Below are 16681 nucleotides of genomic sequence, written 5' to 3' on the forward strand. Positions count from 1 at the left end.
ATTAACGGACGTTGTACGACTTCTTGATCGGCGCTCCGTTGCGCTCGATCTCGATCTCGATGCGGGATGCGTCCTTCATCTTCGAATAGACCTCCAGCGCCTTCTCCGGGCTGTTGAGGTCGAATCCGTTGATGCGGCGGATGACGTCGCCGTTCTGGACGCCAATCTTGGAGTAGATGGAGTCCGGGCGGATGGAGAAGAGCTTGAACCCCACCGCCTGACCATCCTTGAAGGCGGGGACGATGCGGGCCTGCATGGCCACGTCATTGAGGTTGTTGAGCGTCTTGTCGATCTCCGCGCGCGGCACCTCGTACTCGTTGTCGTTGACGGCGCGGATGCCGCTGCCGTTGGGCGGCGGGGCGGTGTTGGCCTGGGCCACGGGCGGGGTGGGCGGCACGAAGGCGCCGTCACCCGGCTGCCCGTCGATGAACTCGCGGCGGCCGTTGTTGAGGATGATGACGCGCTCGCGCTCGATTTCCTGCACGGTGGCGCCCTGGAGGGCGTTGCCAACCATGTAGGTCTGCGAGCGCTGCGTCACCATGTCCTGGATGGAGGCGAAGGACCAGTCGGCGTTGCTCGCGACGAGGGTGCCCAGCAGCTTCACCCTCAGGCCGCTCTTCACCGGCGCCGCGTTGGGGTCCGCCTGGACCAGCTCCGGCTCGACGACCGCCTTCTCGGGCTCGGGAATCTTGATGCCGGTGAGCCGCGACAGCCGGTTCATGTCCAGCATGGCCAGCGTCGACTCCGACCGGCGTGGCTGCGTGGGCGCGCGCGTCGCCGTCCCGGAGGGAACCGGGGCGATGGCGGACTCGACGAACAGGTTCACCGTGCGCGCCGCCAGCAGGGCCACGAGCAGGATGAACAGCAGGTTCACCGTCCAGAAGTATTTTCGAAAGAAGAGTTCCATCACGCTTCCGGTAGTAAGCAGGGCCTTCGGTGAGCAAGTCAGGTGCCACCGTGCAGCCCGGCGGGCAATCCAGGCCCAACGGGCCAAGGGCGCGGAATTATTCCGGAATAGCAGGCGGGTCCGACTCGGGTGGCGGCCCCCGAAACCCCGCCGGACAAATTGTCAAAAGGCGGTGGGGGCCGGTGTGACGCCCTGTCAGTCGTCGGTCTCGCCGGCCGGGGTGGGTGCGGCCCCCGCGGGCGCCTCGCCCGTGGACTGCTCGCGCTCCAGCTTGCGGTAGATGGTGCGCGCGGCGATGCCCAGCAGGCGTGCCGCCAGCGTCTTGTCGCCCCGGGTGTGGCGCAGCGTCTCGTGGATCACCCGGCGCTCGATTTCCTCCATGGGCGTGCCGATGGGGATGACGAGCTGGCCGGCCGAGCCCAGGGGGCCCTTGCGGACGGACTCGGGCAAGTCGCTGGCCTCGAGCACCTCGCCCCGCGCCAGCACCACCGCGCGCTCCACGGCGTGCTCCAATTCGCGCACGTTGCCCGGCCAGGCGTAGTTCTCCAGCACGCCCAGGGCGTCCTGGGAGAAGCCGCGCAGCACCTTGGCATTCTTGGCGGCGAAGCGGCGCAGGAAGGCGTCCGCCAGCAGGGGGATGTCCTCGCGGCGCGAGGCCAGCGCGGGGACGCGAATCTCCACCACGTTGAGGCGGTAGTAGAGGTCCTCGCGGAAGCGGCCCTCGGCCACCTCCTTCTGGAGGTCCTTGTTGGTGGCGGCCACCAGCCGCACGTCCACCTTCACCGTCTGCGTGCCGCCCAGCCGCTCGATTTCCCCCTCGGCCAGCGCGCGCAGCAGCTTCACCTGGGCGGACAGCGGCATCTCACCGACTTCGTCGAGGAAGAGGGTGCCGCCATGGGCGCGCTCGAAGCGGCCCTCGCGGCGGGCCACCGCGCCGGTGAAGGCGCCGCGCTCCACGCCGAAGAGCTCCGCCTCCAGGATGTTCTCCGGCAGGGCGCCGCAGTTGACGGCGACGAAGGGCCCCTTGGCGCGGTTGGAGTACTCGTGCACCGAGCGCGCGGCCAGCTCCTTGCCGGTGCCGGACTCGCCCAGCAGCAGCACCGTGGCGGTGGAGGGCGCCGCCTGGCGGATGGTGTCCAGCATGGCGCGGAAGGCGGGGGACTGGCCCACCATGCCGCGCCCGCCGGCCGCGTTCATCTCCGCCAGCTTCGCCTTGAGGGACTGGTTCTCCGCCACCAGCGCCCGCTTCTCCAGCGCCTTCTGAATCGCCTTCACCAGCGCGTGGCGCTTGAGGGGCTTGGTGATGAAGTCGTAGGCGCCGTCCTTCATCGCGGCCACGGCCGTCTCCACCGTGCCGTAGGCCGTCATCAGCACGACCTCCACGTCCGGGCGGATGGCGCGCGCGGCGCGCAGCAGCTCCTGCCCGTCCATGTTGGGCATCATCAAATCCGTCACCATGGCGGCCACCTCCGGGCGGCGCAGCAGCTCCAGCGCCTCCGTGCCATTGGCGGCGGCCAGGGTGGCCATGCCTTCACGCTGGAAGATGCGGGTGACGGACTCGAGGTTGGCGCGGTCGTCGTCGACGACCAGGACCGTGGGGGATGTCATGGCGTGCGAAAGCTCCTGGGCGGCCTCGCACCTGCAAGCCGCGTTCCCTGCTAAGCGTGCTCCTCGTCCGGCTCCACCGGGCCTCCGCCCATCCGGCCGATGTCCTCGCGCTTCACCTTCTCCACGTTGAACTTGCGGGCGCTGGCCAGCAGCCGGTCCAGGGTGGCATCGAAGTCCGGCTTGCCGCCGTCCTTGCGGAAGCGGAGGAAGTTGATGCGGGCGACGACGAAGTTCTTGAGGTAGGGGCTCTGGAGGCCACGCTCCTTGAGGCTGTCGACGACGCCCACCACGACGTCGTCCAGCTCCAGCAGCCGGTCCGCGCGGGCCTCGCGCAGGGCGAGGGCCTCCTTCAGGGGCAGCTCCTGGAAGTCCTCCAGCACCTTGACGAAGGGGTGGTAGGCGCCCGCGGAGTAGCGGGGCCGCTTCTCGTACGCGGCGCCGAGGGTGACGAAGGAGGGCTCCTCGAAGAGGTGGGCGAAGGCCTTCTCCGGGCCCTTGCGGTCCGCGCCCACGAGGCCGCGGTACATGCGGATGACCTCCAGCGAGCGCTCCTTCAGGTTGTGGGCCTTCTCCGTGTTGAGGGCGAGGATTTGATAGGCCACGTCCTCGTCCGGCAGCACCAGGGCCATGATGGACTTGGCCCCCAGCAGCTTGCTGGCGTGGAGCCGGTGGTTGCCGTTGGGCGTCCAGTACAGGCCGTCCTTGCGCACGGCGATGACGGGGTCCAGGAAGCGGTCCAACCGCTCCATGGCGTTGGCCAGCCGCTTCACGTGGGGCTCGGACAGGTCCCGCTGGTACGGGGTGGGCTGCACCTTGTCGATGGGGAGCACGGCGAAGATGACGGGGTGGCCGCCCAGCGGCTCGCGGTAGACGCCGAGAACCTCACCGCCGTCGGTGTGCACCGCATCCAGCAACTCGATGGGGTACTCCACGGAGTCGCTGGCCACCTCCGCCGGGGACAGGCCCTTCGACTTCGGTTCCGCCTTCTTGCGGCGCGGCTTGCGGGCCGTCGTCGGCTTCTTCGCGGTGGCGGACTTCCGTGCGGACTTCGCTGCTGCCATGGCCGAGCCTCCTTGCGCTGCCTCGGGTTGTACGCGGGGCCACTGACATGTGGCAGGGGCCCCGCGTAGGTCCACGCTAGGGTGACGCGGAGGGTAGGGCTACTCTCCCGAGACGGTGAGCTGCCGGAAGCGGACAGTGGGCGCGCCCACCGAGCCTCCGCGGAACTGCAAATCGTTTCCGATGCCATCCAGGTCCTGGAGCATCTGGAGGAGGTTGCCCGCCACCGTCACCTCCTGCACGGGGTACGTCAGCTCGCCCTTCTCAATCCACAGGCCGTTGGCGCCGGCGGACAGCTCGCCCGTCACCGGGTCCGTGCCGTGGCCGAGCAGGGCCGTCACGTACAGGCCGCTGTCCACCTCGCGCAGCAGCTCCTGGGGCGACTTCGTGCCCGCCTCCAGGTAGAGGTTGGTGGTGCCGATGGCGGGCAGGCCGTTGTAGCTGCGGGACGCGTTGCCGGTGGTGCGCGCCTTCGCCTTGCGCGCGGTGAAGGCGTCGTAGAGGAAGCCCGTCAGCACGCCCTTGTCGAGGATGGGAGTGCGCCGCGTGGGCACGCCCTCGCCGTCGAAGGGCGCGGTGGCCAGGCCGCGCGGCAGGAGGCCGTCATCGACCAGCGTGACGTGCGGGCCCGCCAGCCGCTTGCCCTTGAGGGGCGCCAGCACGCTGGCCTGCTGGTACACGGCGTTGCCGTTGGCCGCGGCGGCCAGGTCCGAGACGAAGTTGGAGGCCACCAGCGGGTCCAACACCACCGGCACCTGCTGCGTCTTCACCCGCTTCGCGCCCAGCATGCGCACCGCGCGGCGCGCCGCCTCGCGGCCCACGGACTCGGGCGAGTCCAGGTCGTCCAGGAAGCGCTTGTAGTCCACCCAGTAGCCCGTCTGCAGGCCCGCGCCATCCGAGGCCACCGGCATGGAGTAGAGGAACACGTACGTGCCGGAGTAGGCGCCGGACAGCCCTTCCGTGGAGGCCACGTACACCTCGGAGACGAAGTCCCCGGCGCCCACCGCGTTGAAGGCGACGACGCGCGAGTCCTCGGCGCGGCCCGCCTTCTCCACCTCGAGCGCGGCCTTGATCTTCCAGTCGCCGGGCAGCTCCGCCACCTTCGTGTCGAAGAGGAGGCCCGTCTCCCCGAAGCGGCCCAGGTCCCTGCCGGCGGGCAGGCCGTTGAGCTTGTTGGGCGCGGCGGCCCCGGCCAGCTTCACCGCCTGGTCGATGATGTGGTCCAGGGCGGCGGGCTCGAAGTCGGACGTATAGGCGAAGCCCATGCGCCCCTTCACGAGGACACGCACGCCCACGCCCTTGCTGGTGGACTGGGTGAGGTCCTCAATCTGTCCCTCGTGCACGCGCACGCTGCTCTGGCGGCCCACCTCCAGGAAGGCCTCGGCCTGCTGGGCGCCCTTCTTCTTCGCGCGCTGGACAATCTTCTTCGCGAGCTGCTGGTAGTCCATGGTTGGCGCTCCCTCTCTCAGGCGACCTTGGTTCCGCCGACGGTGACGTTGTCGATGCGCAGCGTGGGCAGGCCCACGCCCACCGGCAGCATCTGCCCATCCTTCATGCACACGCCCATGCCGGGGTCCGGCATCGGGTCTGTCCCCACGCGCGTCACGTTCTTCAGCGCCTCCGGCCCCACGCCGATGAGCATGGCGCCCTTCACCGGCCGGCCCAGCTTCCCGTCCTCAATCTGGTACGCCTCGCTCACCTCGAAGACGAAGTTGCCGTTGGTGATGTCCACCTGCCCGCCGCCGAAGGTGGCGCAATACAGGCCGCGCTTCACCTCCTTGAGGATGTCCTCGGGGGCATGGTCTCCGGGGGCGAGGAAGGTGTTCGTCATGCGCGGCAGCGGCAGGTGCTTGAAGGACTCGCGCCGTCCGCTGCCGGTGGTGCGCTGGCCCATCAGCTTCGCGTTGAGGCCGTCATAGAGGTAGTTCTTGAGGACGCCGTTCTCGATGAGGACCTTGCGCTCCCCGGGGTTGCCCTCGTCGTCGATGTTGATGGAGCCGCGGCCGCTGGACACGGTGCCGTCGTCGATGACCGTGACGAGGTCCGACGCCACCTTCTGCCCCAGCTTGCCGGCGAAGAGGGACGTGCCCTTGCGGATGAAGTCCGCCTCCAGGCCGTGGCCCACCGCCTCGTGCAGGAGGATGCCGCTCCAGCCCGGCGCCAGCACCACCGTCTGCGGGCCCGCCGCGCAGTCCACCGCGCCCAGCGTGGCCACCGCCTGCCGCGCGGCCTCGCGGCCCACGGACTCCGGCGGGAAGCCGTCCCAGTGGGAGAAGGACACCCGGCCGCCGCCGCCGTACATGCCGGTGCGCTGCTCGCCGCCCTTGCCCTGGGCCACCACCTGGACGGCCATGCGGCACAAGTCCTGGGTGTCCTCGGTGTAGCGCCCCTCCGTGTTGGCCACGGCGATGCGGCGCGTCTGGTCCACGTACGTGGCATTCACCTGCTTCACCCGCGAGTCGAACGCGCGGGCCGCCTTGTCGGCGCGGGTCAGCAGGGCCGTCTTCAGCGACACCTCCACGTCCATCAGCGGGGTGCCGACGCGGTAGTAGCTGGGCACCGCGGCGCGGCGCACCGCGAAGCTGCGCTCGGCGCCGCCACCCTGGGCAATCATCGCCGCCGTGGAGGCCGCGCGCAGCAGCGCCGGCTCGTCCCAGTCGTCCGAGTAGGCATAGCCCACCTTGCCCCCGGAGATGACGCGCACGCCGACGCCCTGGATGAGGCCCGTCTGCGCGCTCTTGATGCGCGACTCCTCCAGCATCACCGCGGTGGTGAGCGTGCGCTCCACGTACACCTCCGCGAAGTCACCCCCGCGCTCCATGGCGACGGCGAGCAGGCGCTCGACGAGCGGCTGGGGCAGCAGCGGGGCGGCCGAGGGCCCCCGGGCCACCGGGGGGGCAAGCTGGGAAGCAGGGGCGCGCCGTGGGGACGCTGAGGCTCGGGGCATGGTCAGGGACTCCCGGAGTGAAGCCGTTGGGGGATGTGGGCACCTACATAGGAGGCGGCGCCGCCCGGAGCAACGCACAATGCCCGCCCTTCTTTCCCGGATGATCCACCAGTCTGCATTCCCACCGTGGGAACGGCGCTCTAAGATGTCCGCCGTTTCGAGACTGGAACCCACCCCATGCCTCCTCGTCCTCCTCCCTCCTCCCGCGCTGGTGCCGGCCGTTCCGGCGGCGGCTCGGGAGCAGACCCCAAGTCACCCGGCCGGAACCGGCCACCCCGGGGCACGCCCTCGTCCGAGGACGAGGACTTCGCCGCGCCCTTGACGGGGGAGGAGGGCTACCCCGAGGACGGTCCTCCCAACCCGGAGCTGTACGGTGACGCCAGCGGCGCGCAGAGCTCGCGCCGGGACATGACGCGCGTGGCCTCCGTGCAGGACGTGGAGGAGGAGCGCGGCCGCGAGGACGACGACGACAACCCGGAGGCCACGCGCGCGGGCCCCCCGGTGCAGATGGTGGTGCTGGCGGGGCCGGACCGGGGCCGCAAGAAGCGCTTCCAGAGCGTGCGGATGGTCATCGGCCGCAACAAGGACTGCGACTTCAGCCTCGAGGACCAGTCGGTGTCCCGCCGTCACCTGGAGCTGGTGTACGGCCAGAATGGCGTGGTGATGCGCGATCTGGGCAGCGTCTCCGGCACCCAGGTCAACGACCAGCGCGTGGACGAGTGCGTGCTGAAGCACGGCGACGAGCTGTCGGTGGGCAAGACGCGCCTGCGCTTCGTGGACGAGGCGGAGCAGATAAAGGAGCTGCGCGCCCAGGCCGAGGCCCGTGAGGCCGAGGAGAAGAAGGAGCGCGAGGAGGCCGCGCAGGAGGCGCAGGAGGCCCGCAAGTCGCAGACGTCCGCGCGCGGTGGCGAGCTGGACCCGAGCGACCCGCGCCTGAACGAGGCCACCAACGCCAACTACAAGCTGGCGGACGTGCTCCGGAACGAGAAGAACAAGGACAAGGGTACCTCCGTGGTGGCCCGTCCCCGGCCTCCCACGCGCGCCAGCGCGGCGAAGTCGGGCATGGGGCTGACGAACAAGCAGAAGGCGCTCGTCGGCGTGGCGGGCGTCGTGGTGGTTTTCCTGGTGGCCGGGCTCATCTTCATGCCCAAGGGCCCGCCGCCTCCGCCGCCGGTGGACCCGAACGTGGAGCGGGCGAAGCTGCTGATGCAGAAGGCGCGCGAGTCCGTGCGCGCGGACGACTACGCCAACGCGGTGCGCCTCGTCGGGGAGGCGGAGAAGCTGCTGCCCGGCGTGGACGAGGAGGGCCTGGCCCGCGCGGCGCGCAAGCAGCAGGACGTGCTGGACGCGTTCCAGGCCGTGCGCGGCCTCATCGACGAGAAGCGCTTCGACGACGCGCGCAAGAAGCTGGCCGAGGCGCCCGAGGGCACGGCGAAGACGGACGAGGTGCGCGGCAAGCTGGCGGCGGAGCTGGAGGAGAAGCAGCTGGCGTGGCGCATCCAGCAGGTGGACGAGGCGCTCGAGACGCGGGACCCGGAGGTCATCCGCCCGCTGCTGGACACGCTGCCCCCGATGAACCGGCCCGCGTACGAGGAGAAGCTGGCGGCCCTGGAGGCGGAGCTGGCGAAGCAGTCCGCGGACGAGAAGCGCCGCGGCCGTGACGCCCAGGCGCGCGCCGCGCAGAACGCGAAGGAGAAGCGCAAGCAGTTCATGGAGGAGGCCTTCGTCGACGTGGAGCGGCGCTTCAACGGCGGCGAGTACCAGCGCGCGGTGCTGGAGTGCGACCGGGTGGTGGACAAGTTCAAGGGGGACAAGGAGGTCAAGGACCGGTCCATGTCCCTCAAGCGCCTCATCCCCCAGTTCCAGCGCAACCTGGAGGACGGGCAGAAGAAGCTGGCCTCCAACGCCCTGGAGGCGGCGGCGAAGCCGCTGCGCCGGGCGTCGGAGCTGTACCGGCAGATTGGCTTCATGAGCTCGCTGGGCAACTCGCTCGATGAGCAGCTCGCGTCCTCGTCCGTGGCGGCGGGGCAGGCGGCCCTCAAGCGGGGAGACCTGGCTGCCGCGGGCTCCAGCTTCCGCGAGGCGCTGCGGCTCAACCCCGGCGACGGCCGCGCGCGCGACGGGCTGGAGTCCCTGCAGAAGAAGGTGGAGGAGCTCTACCTCCAGGCCTATATCCAGCGCGACCGGGATCCGCAGGCGGCCGCGGAGAAGTTCAAGGTCATCATCGAGACGGCCTCCGAAGGTTCCGAAGTGAAGCGCAAGGCCGAGATGTACCTGGGCGAGCTGCAGCCGTGAGCTGCGGCAAGCAAACACTGACTGGCTGTGGAGACATGGGATGAACGAGTCGTCGCTGCGTGAGCTCGGGATGGACCTCATCGAGGAGCGCCAGTTCGAGCGAGCCCTCGCCGTGTTCGCCGAGGCGGTACGCCGCGTCCCCGCGGACCATCGCTCGCGGATGCTGGCCGCCCGCAGCCTGGCGGAGCTGGGAGAGCGTGAGCGCGCCGTCACCGCCTACCACGCCTGCGCGGAGGGCCTGCTGCGGCGCGACTACCTGCTGTCCGCGATGGCCGCGTGCAAGCAGGGCCTGGATTTGTCCCCGAACGAGCGGCGGCTGAAGGAGACGCTCATCCGCGTGCACGCGCGCGCGGTGCGCAACGCGCCGGGCCGCGCCGCGGTGCCGCCGCCCCTGCCGCCGGAGGTGCTGTACGACGGCAAGGTGGACACGGACCTGATGGGCCTGCAGGGCGAGGAGCTGTCCAACCGCGCCATCGAAGTGCTGGCCGCGACGGACCCGGGTGGCTCGGCTGACCCCAACAGCCGGCCGCCGCTGCCGCTGTTCGCGGAGCTGGACCGGGACGCCTTCCTGGACCTGGTGGGCCGCATGGCGTGGCGCCGGGTGAAGCCGGAGGACGTGGTGAGCCGCGAGGGCGAGCCGACCGACCACCTCTACGTGCTCGTCGCGGGCAAGGCGGAGGTGACGCGGCAGATGGAGGGTGAGGCGCGCACGCTGGGCTTCCTCGGCGGCGGCTCCATCTTCGGTGAAATCGCGCTGCTGACGGGCGCGACGCCCACGGCGACGGTGACGGCGGTGTCGGACACGGAGGTGTTCGAGATTCGTCGCGAGCACCTCAACGCGGTGGCGAAGAACCACCCGGCGGTGCCGCAGGTGCTGGCGGACTTCGCGCAGCAGCGCATGGCGCGCAACCTCATGGCCACCTCGCCCATGTTCCAGACGCTGCCGGAGTCGGAGCGCGGGGCCATGCTCCAGCGCTTCGCCTTCCGGGCGCTCCAGCCGCGCGAGAAGGCGCTGGTGGAGGGTGAGCACTCCCCGGGCCTGTTCCTGGTGCTCGCCGGAGAGCTGGTGGTGCAGAAGGAGGACCCGGCGGGCGGCGTGGTGACGCTGGGCGTGCTGCGCGAGGGCGACGTGGCGGGGGAAATCTCGCTGCTGACGGGCCTGCGCGCGTCGGCCACGGTGGAGGCCACGCGCAAGACGGCGGCGGCCTTCCTGGAGCGCTCCGCGTTCCACGAGCTGGTGAAGACCTTCCCGCACATCCGCACGTACCTGGAGCAGCTGTCGGACCGGCGCCTGAAGCAGATTGGCGAGGCGCTGCGGCCCGCCGAAATCATCGACGCCGACGAGCTGGTGCTCGAGCCCGAGGCGGCATGAGGCGGCCATGGTGACGCTGTCCCGCTCGCGGGTGGTGGGGGTGGCGCTGGCGCTGCTGGCCGCGGGGGCCGTGCTCTTCTTCTGGCCGCGCGCGGAGCCGGGCGTGCAGGAGGCCATCACCCGCAAGGTGGTGGAAATCACCCGCGCCGCCGAGGCGAAGGACGTCGGCGAGGTGATGGAGAGCGTGTCCGAGCGCTTTCGGAGCGACGGCGGCGGGTGGGGGAAGAAGGAGGTGCGCGGCGTGCTGACGGCGCAGGTGCTGCGCGGTCAGTGGGTCCGCGTCTTCGTGACGAACCTCGAGGTGCAGGAGGTGTCCCCCACGCAGGGCACCTTCCAGGCCCGCTTCATCTTCGGCCGCTCGGAGGCGGAGAAGGTGCAGGACCTGGCCGCCAGCAGCGTGCTGAACGCGTACTACATCGAAGGCACCTTCGAGAAGGAAGCGGACGGCGAGTGGCGCGTGGTGCGCGCGAAGCAGCGCGCCATCAACCCGACGGACCTGCTGTAGCGAAGCGGCCGGCGCCCGCCCTACTGGAGCAGGACGCCGGTCTCCGTCATCCACGCCTTGGCCATGGCGCCCTGGCCCGCGGACTCCAGGCCCTTCTTGATGCCTTCGATTCGCGCGGACAGCTCCTCGCGCGGGGTGCCCTGTGAGCGGGCGCGCACCAGGCTGAAGTAGTAGTGCTGGCAGCCGGCGGCGTACTCGCTCTGGGCGAAGAGCAGGTCGCCCATGGCGGTATAGGCCTCGGCCAGCGTGCCCGCGCCGCTGTCCGGCGCCACCGTGGCCAGCAGCGGCTTCGCGCCCGCGTAGTCCTTGCGCGCCAGCAGCAGCGCGCCCTTGGCGTACTGCGCCCGGGCCAGCCCCACGCCGCGCGCGGAGATGGCCTTGTCGTACGCGCCCAGCGCCTCGTCCTGGCGGCCCGCCGCCTCCAGCACGCCGCCGCGGGCCAGCCAGTAGCGGCCGTCCTGTTCCAGCGTGCTGACCTGCTTCCCGTCCGCCGTCGTCACCTGCACGGGACGGAAGGTGGCCTCGTACGCGTCCAGCAACGCCAGCGCGCCGGGGCCGTCACCCGCGCCCTGCAGGGCGCGCGCGCCGTCCAGGTAGAGGAGGGGGGCGGTGCGCCGCTTCGCCACGGCGGCCTCGAAGGCCGCGCGGGCCTCGGGGGCCTTCTTCACCGCCAGCGCGCGGGCGCGGGCGAAGAGGGCGTAGTGGTCCTCCGGCCACACCTGGAGCGCCGCGTCCGCCGCCTGCACGGCCTCGTCCGCCGCGCCCCGGGCCAGCGCGAGCTCCGCCTTCAGCACCCCGACGCGGGACTTCACGACGGGCGTCAGCTCCGCGTCGCGGGCCTGGAGGTCGGCCAGCGTCTTCTGGGCCTCCTCCAGCTTCCGGCCCTGCCACGCCCGCGCCAGCGCCAGGGACACGCGCGCCAGCAGGTGGTCCGGGTTGACGCTGGTGGCCTTGCCGAAGGCCTCCATCGCCGGGGCGTACTGGCCCTCGTCGAGGAGCGCCTCTCCGTACGCGGTGGTGAAGCGTGGGTCTCGATAGGCAACCTCCGCGGCCCGGGCGAAGGCCTGCCGCGCGCCGGGCAGGTCGCCCCGGGCCTGGAGCGCCATGGCCAGCGCCAGCGTCAGCTTCGGGCTGCTGGCGCCCTGCGTCTTGAGGTCCTCCAGGTACTTCTCCGCCTCGGCCGCCTTGCCTTCCGCCAGCAGGTGCAGGGCGCGGGCGCCGTAGCGCTCTCCGGAGCGGGAGTCGAGCTGCTCCGCGCGGCCCAGGAACTCGCGGGCCCTGGCGTCCGCGCCGGGCAGCCGGTGCTCCAGCCACAGCACCGTCTGGATGTCGGCGGCCAGGGCGTGGCCGTCACGCGAGGACTCATTGACCTGGAAGAGGGCCTCCAGCTCCTTCATGGCCTGGGTGAGGTCGGCCGGGTTGCCGCGCTGGGCGGCGGCGCGGGCCGAGCGCAGGCGCTCCTCGGTCTGCTTCCTCACGCCGCCCCGGTGGACGAAGTACGCCACCGCACCCACCAGCAGCAGGGCCACCACGCCCACCTGCAGGAGCGCGCTCCTGAAGCTCTCGCGCCGCTTCCAGTCCCTGCGCCCTTCCGTGCCCGTGGGCATGTTTCCCCCTGCTGGATTGGGTGATTCCGGACGGTCCTGCCCGCTTGACGAGTATAGGGGCCGGGCACAGATAGGGATGCCCCCCTCGGGTGTCAACGGTGGATGTCCTTCGCCAGGACTCCCGGTCTGCGTGAGCGCGGGAGCAGGCCGGCGCTCGGGCGGGTGCGGGTGTTCAGCGCTGGAGGGTGGTGGACATTCACATCGCCGTGGGTCCGGGCCTCTGGTACGGCCCCGCTTCGTGGCACTGGACGCGTTTCGCGGGCTGGTGGCGACGAGTCTCGCAGGAGCACCGCGAGCCTCCAGGCGTTCGTCGCCCCGGCACCTCTACACCGACACGGGGAAGCTCGATGAGGCAACACACTGCGGCCGAGGCTGTGCTCAGCGGCGGCGGGGAGATGGGGGCGCTGATGCGCTCCACCGACTGGTCCAAGACGGCGCTGGGGCCCGTGGAGCAATGGCCTCAGTCCCTGCGCACCTCGGTCAGCACGTGCCTCAACTCCCGCTTCCCCCTGTTCGTCTGGTGGGGGCCGGAGTTGGTGATGCTCTACAACGACGCCTATATGGCCATCCTCGGCTCGAAGCATCCCCGCTCTCTGGGGACGCGCGGCCGCGAGGTGTGGCCGGAAATCTGGCACATCGTCGGCCCCATGCTGGAGGGGGTGCTGAACCGGGGCGAGGCCACCTGGTCCGAGAACACGCTGCTGTTCGCCATGCGCCGGGGCTTCACCGAGGAGTGCTATTTCACCTTCTCCTACAGCCCCATCCAGGACGAGTCCGGGGGCATCGGCGGCGTCTTCACGGCGGTGTACGAGACGACGGGGCAGGTGCTCAGTGAGCGCCGCCTGCGCATGCTACAGGCGCTGCCCTCGCGCACGAGCGGGGCGAAGACGGCGGAGGCCGCGTGCGTGCTCGCCGCGGGCGTGCTGGAGGAGAACCTCGCGGACCTGCCCTTCTGCCGCCTGTACCTGCTGGACGAGGCCTCCGGGGTGGCGCGCCTCGCTGCTTCCACCGGGCCCGCGCCGGCCGCCACGCGCAGCCTGGAGCACGTCCCCGGCAGGGGCGCCGCGGAGGACCTCGAGGACGAGTGGTCCATCCGTGAGGTGCTACGCACCGGGCGCGCCGCGCGGGTGGAGGGCCTGGCGCGGCGCTTCGGGCCCCTCGTGCCGGTGGGGGCCTCGGCCGCCCTGGAGTCGGCGCTGGTGCTGCCCCTGGTGCGTCCGGGCAAGGAGGCGCCAGCGGGCGTCCTCGTCGCGGGCGTGAGCCCGCACCTCGCCTTGAACGAGCGCTACCTCAGCTTCCTGGAGCTCGTCGCCGGACAGGTGGCCACGGCCATCGCCAACGTGCGGGCGCTCCAGGAGGCCGAGGAGCGGGCCGAGGCGCTGGCCGAGCTGAACCGGGCGAAGACGGCCTTCTTCAGCAATGTCAGCCACGAGTTCCGCACCCCGCTGACGCTGATGCTGGGGCCGGTGGAGGACAGCCTCGCCGACACGCGCCACCCGCTCCCTCCCGCGCAGCGGGAGCGGCAGCTGCTGGTTCACCGCAACGGCCTGCGCCTCATGCGGCTCGTCAACGCGCTGCTGGAGTTCTCGCGCATCGAGGCCGGGCGCATGCGTTCGCTCTATGAGCCCACGGACCTCGCCGCCCTGACGCGGGACCTGGCGAGCGCGTTCCGCTCGGCCGCGGAGAAGGCAGGCCTGCGGCTCGTCGTCGACTGCCCGCCCCTGGACGCGCCCGTCTGGGTGGACCGGGGCATGTGGGAGACCCTGGTCCTCAACCTGCTCTCCAATGCCTTCAAGTTCACCCTGGAGGGCGAGCTGCGCGTCACCCTGCGCGGGCACGGCGACCACGTGGAGCTGGCCGTGCGGGACACGGGCGTGGGCATCCCCGAGGCCGAGCTGCCGCGCATCTTCGAGCGCTTCTACCGGCTGGAGCAGACGCGCGGGCGGTCCATCGAGGGCAGTGGCATCGGCCTCGCCCTGGTGCAGGAGCTGGTGCGGCTGCACGGCGGAAGCGTGCGCGTGGAGAGCGCGCCGGGGAAGGGGAGCACCTTCACCGTGTCCATTCCCACCGGGACGGCGCACCTGCCGAAGGAGCGGCTCGGCACGGCCAGCCCGCTCCCGGCGACGCACACGGGGGCGGCGCCCTTCGTCCAGGACGCGCTCCAGTGGCTGGGCGAGGCGTCCTCCGCCCCCGAGCCGACGGACGCGGTGGCCCTGCCCGGCCCCCTCGCCCCGGCGCGGGAGCTGGGGCGCATCGTCCTGGCGGATGACAACGGGGACATGCGCGACTACGTGGCCCGAATCCTCGCCGCCGCGGGCTGGAGGGTGGAGCCGGTGCGCGACGGCGCGGAGGCGCTCGACGCCGCCCGGGCCCGGGTGCCGGACCTGGTGTTGACGGATGTGATGATGCCGGGGCTGGACGGCTTCGAGCTGCTGGAGGCGCTGCGCAAGGACCCACGCACGGCGGACGTGCCCATCATTCTCTTGTCCGCCCGGGCCGGTGAGGAGGCCACCGTCGAGGGACTCAAGGCGGGCGCCAACGACTACCTCGTCAAGCCCTTCAGCGCACGGGAGCTGCTGGCGCGGGTGGAGGGCTCCATCCGCACGGCGCGCGCCCTGCGGGAGCAGCGCCGGGCCGAGGCCGAGCGCGAGCGCTTCTTCCAACTGGCGCCCGACCTGTTCTGCATCGCCGGCCTGGATGCGTACTTCCGGCGCGTCAACCCGGCCTTCCCCCAGACGCTGGGGTGGAGCGAGGAGGAGCTCTACGCGCGGCCCTTCCTCTCGCTGGTCCACCCCGAGGACCTGCCCGCCACCCTGGCGGAGATGGAGAAGCTCTCCCAGGGCCAGGTGACGGTCCGCTTCGAGAACCGCTACCAGTGCAGGAACGGGGACTACAAGTGGCTGGCCTGGGCCGCGGCCCCCGTCGTCGAGGAGGGCTTCATGTACGCCGCCGCGCGCGACATGACGGAGGCGCGGCGCGCGGAGGCGGAGCGGGAGCGACTGCTGGCGCGCGAGCGCGACGCGCGCCAGGAAGCGGAGGAGGCCAACCGGCTGAAGGACGAGTTCCTCTCCACCGTCAGCCACGAGCTGCGCACGCCCCTGACGGCCATGCTGGGCTGGGTGCAGTTGATGCGCAGCGGCAGCCTTCCCCCGGAGCGGCGGGAGCGCGCGCTGGAGACGGTGGAGCGCAACGCTCGGGCACAGGGCCAGCTGATTGAAGACCTGCTCGACGTCAGCCGCATCCTGTCCGGGAAGATGAAGCTGGACGTGATGCCCGTCGAGGTGAGCCACGTCGTCGAGCAGGCGTTGGAGTCGGTGCGCCCGGCGGCGGCGGCGAAGGGCATCCGGTTGCAGGCGGCCCTGGACTCCACGGGCCACGTCATGGGGGACTCGCACCGCCTGCAGCAGGTGGTGTGGAACCTGCTGGCCAACGCGGTGAAGTTCACCCCCCGGGGCGGGCGCGTCCAGGCCTTCGTGGAGCGGCGCGAGTCCGCGGTGGACATCACCGTCGCGGACACGGGGATGGGCATCTCCGCTGAGTTCCTGCCCCACGTCTTCGAGCGCTTCCGCCAGGCCGACGGCGGCACCCGGCGGCAGTACGGGGGCCTGGGCCTGGGGCTGTCCATCGTCCGGCACCTCGTGGAGATGCATGGCGGCACCGTGACGGCGTCGAGCCGGGGCGAGGGGCAGGGGGCCACCTTCGTCGTGCGGCTGCCCCTGTCGGTGGCCCTGCGCGACGATGTGGCGCTGCTCACCGCGCCGCAGGTGCCCGAGCCGCGAGGGGGGCTCGCCTGTCCCCCGCGGCTCAACGGGCTGCGCGTGCTGCTGGTGGATGACGAGCCGGACACCCGCGAGTTCCTGCGCGCCCTGCTGGAGGGCTGCGACGCCCGGGTGACGGTGGTGGCCTCCGCGGACGAGGGGCTCGAGGCCCTGCGGCGCGAGCGGCCCGACGTGCTGGTGTCGGACATCGGCATGCCCGGCGAGGATGGCTATGGCTTCATCCGGAAGGTGCGCGCGCTGCCCGCCTCCCAGGGAGGCCGCACCCCGGCGGCGGCGCTGACGGCCTACGCACGGACGGAGGACCGCACGCGCGTATTGCTCGCCGGCTTCCAGGCCCACGTGCCCAAGCCGGTGGACCCCACGGAGCTGCTGGCGGTCCTCGTGTCCCTGTCCGGGTACGGCATGCAGGGGGAATGAGGTGCCGGCCTCCGGGACCCATTCGCCAGTCTGCGGCGAGCTTCATTGCCGGGCCGCTCGCACTGGCCTTTCGAGCCGGTAACAGGCCGCGCGCATTTCCCCAGCAACGCTGAGCAATGATGACGGGCCCGACGCTGCTGCCGAGCTGGACGGGAGGCGTGTGTCCTCCATCCCCCGGCTTGGGG

10 protein-coding genes are annotated in these 16681 nt (G+C 71.4%); 4 read left to right on the forward strand and 6 right to left on the reverse strand.

All coding sequences use genetic code 11. The features are described 5' to 3' along the window. Nucleotide 1 precedes the first annotated feature (1 nt). From gspC to G4D85_RS22210, 5 genes are all read right to left on the reverse strand, one after another. A complete protein-coding gene (gene gspC / locus G4D85_RS22190) occupies nucleotides 2-907 on the reverse strand; it encodes a type II secretion system protein GspC (RefSeq protein ID WP_164015094.1) in 906 nt (301 codons plus the stop codon). A gap of 195 nt (nucleotides 908-1102) precedes the next feature. Beyond that, nucleotides 1103-2515: a sigma-54-dependent transcriptional regulator gene (locus G4D85_RS22195; RefSeq protein WP_164015096.1), complete on the reverse strand. Its 1413-nt coding sequence runs from the start codon at nucleotides 2513-2515 to the stop codon at nucleotides 1103-1105. 50 nt (nucleotides 2516-2565) lie between these two features. Beyond that, a complete protein-coding gene (locus G4D85_RS22200; protein WP_164015098.1) occupies nucleotides 2566-3576 on the reverse strand; it encodes a ParB/RepB/Spo0J family partition protein in 1011 nt (336 codons plus the stop codon). Nucleotides 3577-3675: 99 nt separating this feature from the next. Continuing rightward, nucleotides 3676-5022 carry a TldD/PmbA family protein gene (locus G4D85_RS22205; protein WP_164015100.1) on the reverse strand — a complete coding sequence of 449 codons (1347 nt, stop codon included), beginning with the start codon at nucleotides 5020-5022 and terminating at the stop codon, nucleotides 3676-3678. A 17-nt stretch (nucleotides 5023-5039) separates the two neighbouring features. Then, nucleotides 5040-6521, reverse strand: coding sequence for a TldD/PmbA family protein (locus tag G4D85_RS22210; protein WP_164015102.1), 1482 nt, complete (start codon nucleotides 6519-6521; stop codon nucleotides 5040-5042). 177 nt (nucleotides 6522-6698) lie between these two features. Here G4D85_RS22210 and G4D85_RS22215 point away from each other — a divergent pair, with 177 nt between their 5' ends. Genes G4D85_RS22215 through G4D85_RS22225 form a run of 3 tightly spaced genes read left to right on the forward strand, consistent with a single transcriptional unit; the run spans nucleotide 6699 to nucleotide 10693 of the window. Continuing rightward, entirely contained in the window at nucleotides 6699-8816 is a 2118-nt protein-coding gene (locus G4D85_RS22215; RefSeq protein WP_164015104.1) for an FHA domain-containing protein, read from the forward strand. Nucleotides 8817-8856: 40 nt separating this feature from the next. Further along, nucleotides 8857-10188 carry a cyclic nucleotide-binding domain-containing protein gene (locus G4D85_RS22220; protein ID WP_164015106.1) on the forward strand — a complete coding sequence of 444 codons (1332 nt, stop codon included), beginning with the start codon at nucleotides 8857-8859 and terminating at the stop codon, nucleotides 10186-10188. 7 nt (nucleotides 10189-10195) lie between these two features. After that, complete coding sequence (locus tag G4D85_RS22225; protein WP_164015108.1) at nucleotides 10196-10693, forward strand: hypothetical protein; 498 nt, start codon at nucleotides 10196-10198, stop codon at nucleotides 10691-10693. Between the two features lie 20 nt (nucleotides 10694-10713). Here the strand turns inward: G4D85_RS22225 and G4D85_RS22230 are convergent, their stop codons facing one another. Then, on the reverse strand, nucleotides 10714-12300 hold the full coding sequence (locus G4D85_RS22230; RefSeq protein WP_164015110.1) for a tetratricopeptide repeat protein: 1587 nt from the start codon (nucleotides 12298-12300) through the stop codon (nucleotides 10714-10716). A gap of 347 nt (nucleotides 12301-12647) precedes the next feature. Here G4D85_RS22230 and G4D85_RS22235 point away from each other — a divergent pair, with 347 nt between their 5' ends. Beyond that, a complete protein-coding gene (locus G4D85_RS22235) occupies nucleotides 12648-16496 on the forward strand; it encodes an ATP-binding protein (RefSeq protein ID WP_164015112.1) in 3849 nt (1282 codons plus the stop codon). Nucleotides 16497-16681 lie beyond the last annotated feature (185 nt).

The organism is Pyxidicoccus trucidator (genome assembly GCF_010894435.1).
GTDB lineage: Bacteria > Myxococcota > Myxococcia > Myxococcales > Myxococcaceae > Myxococcus > Myxococcus trucidator.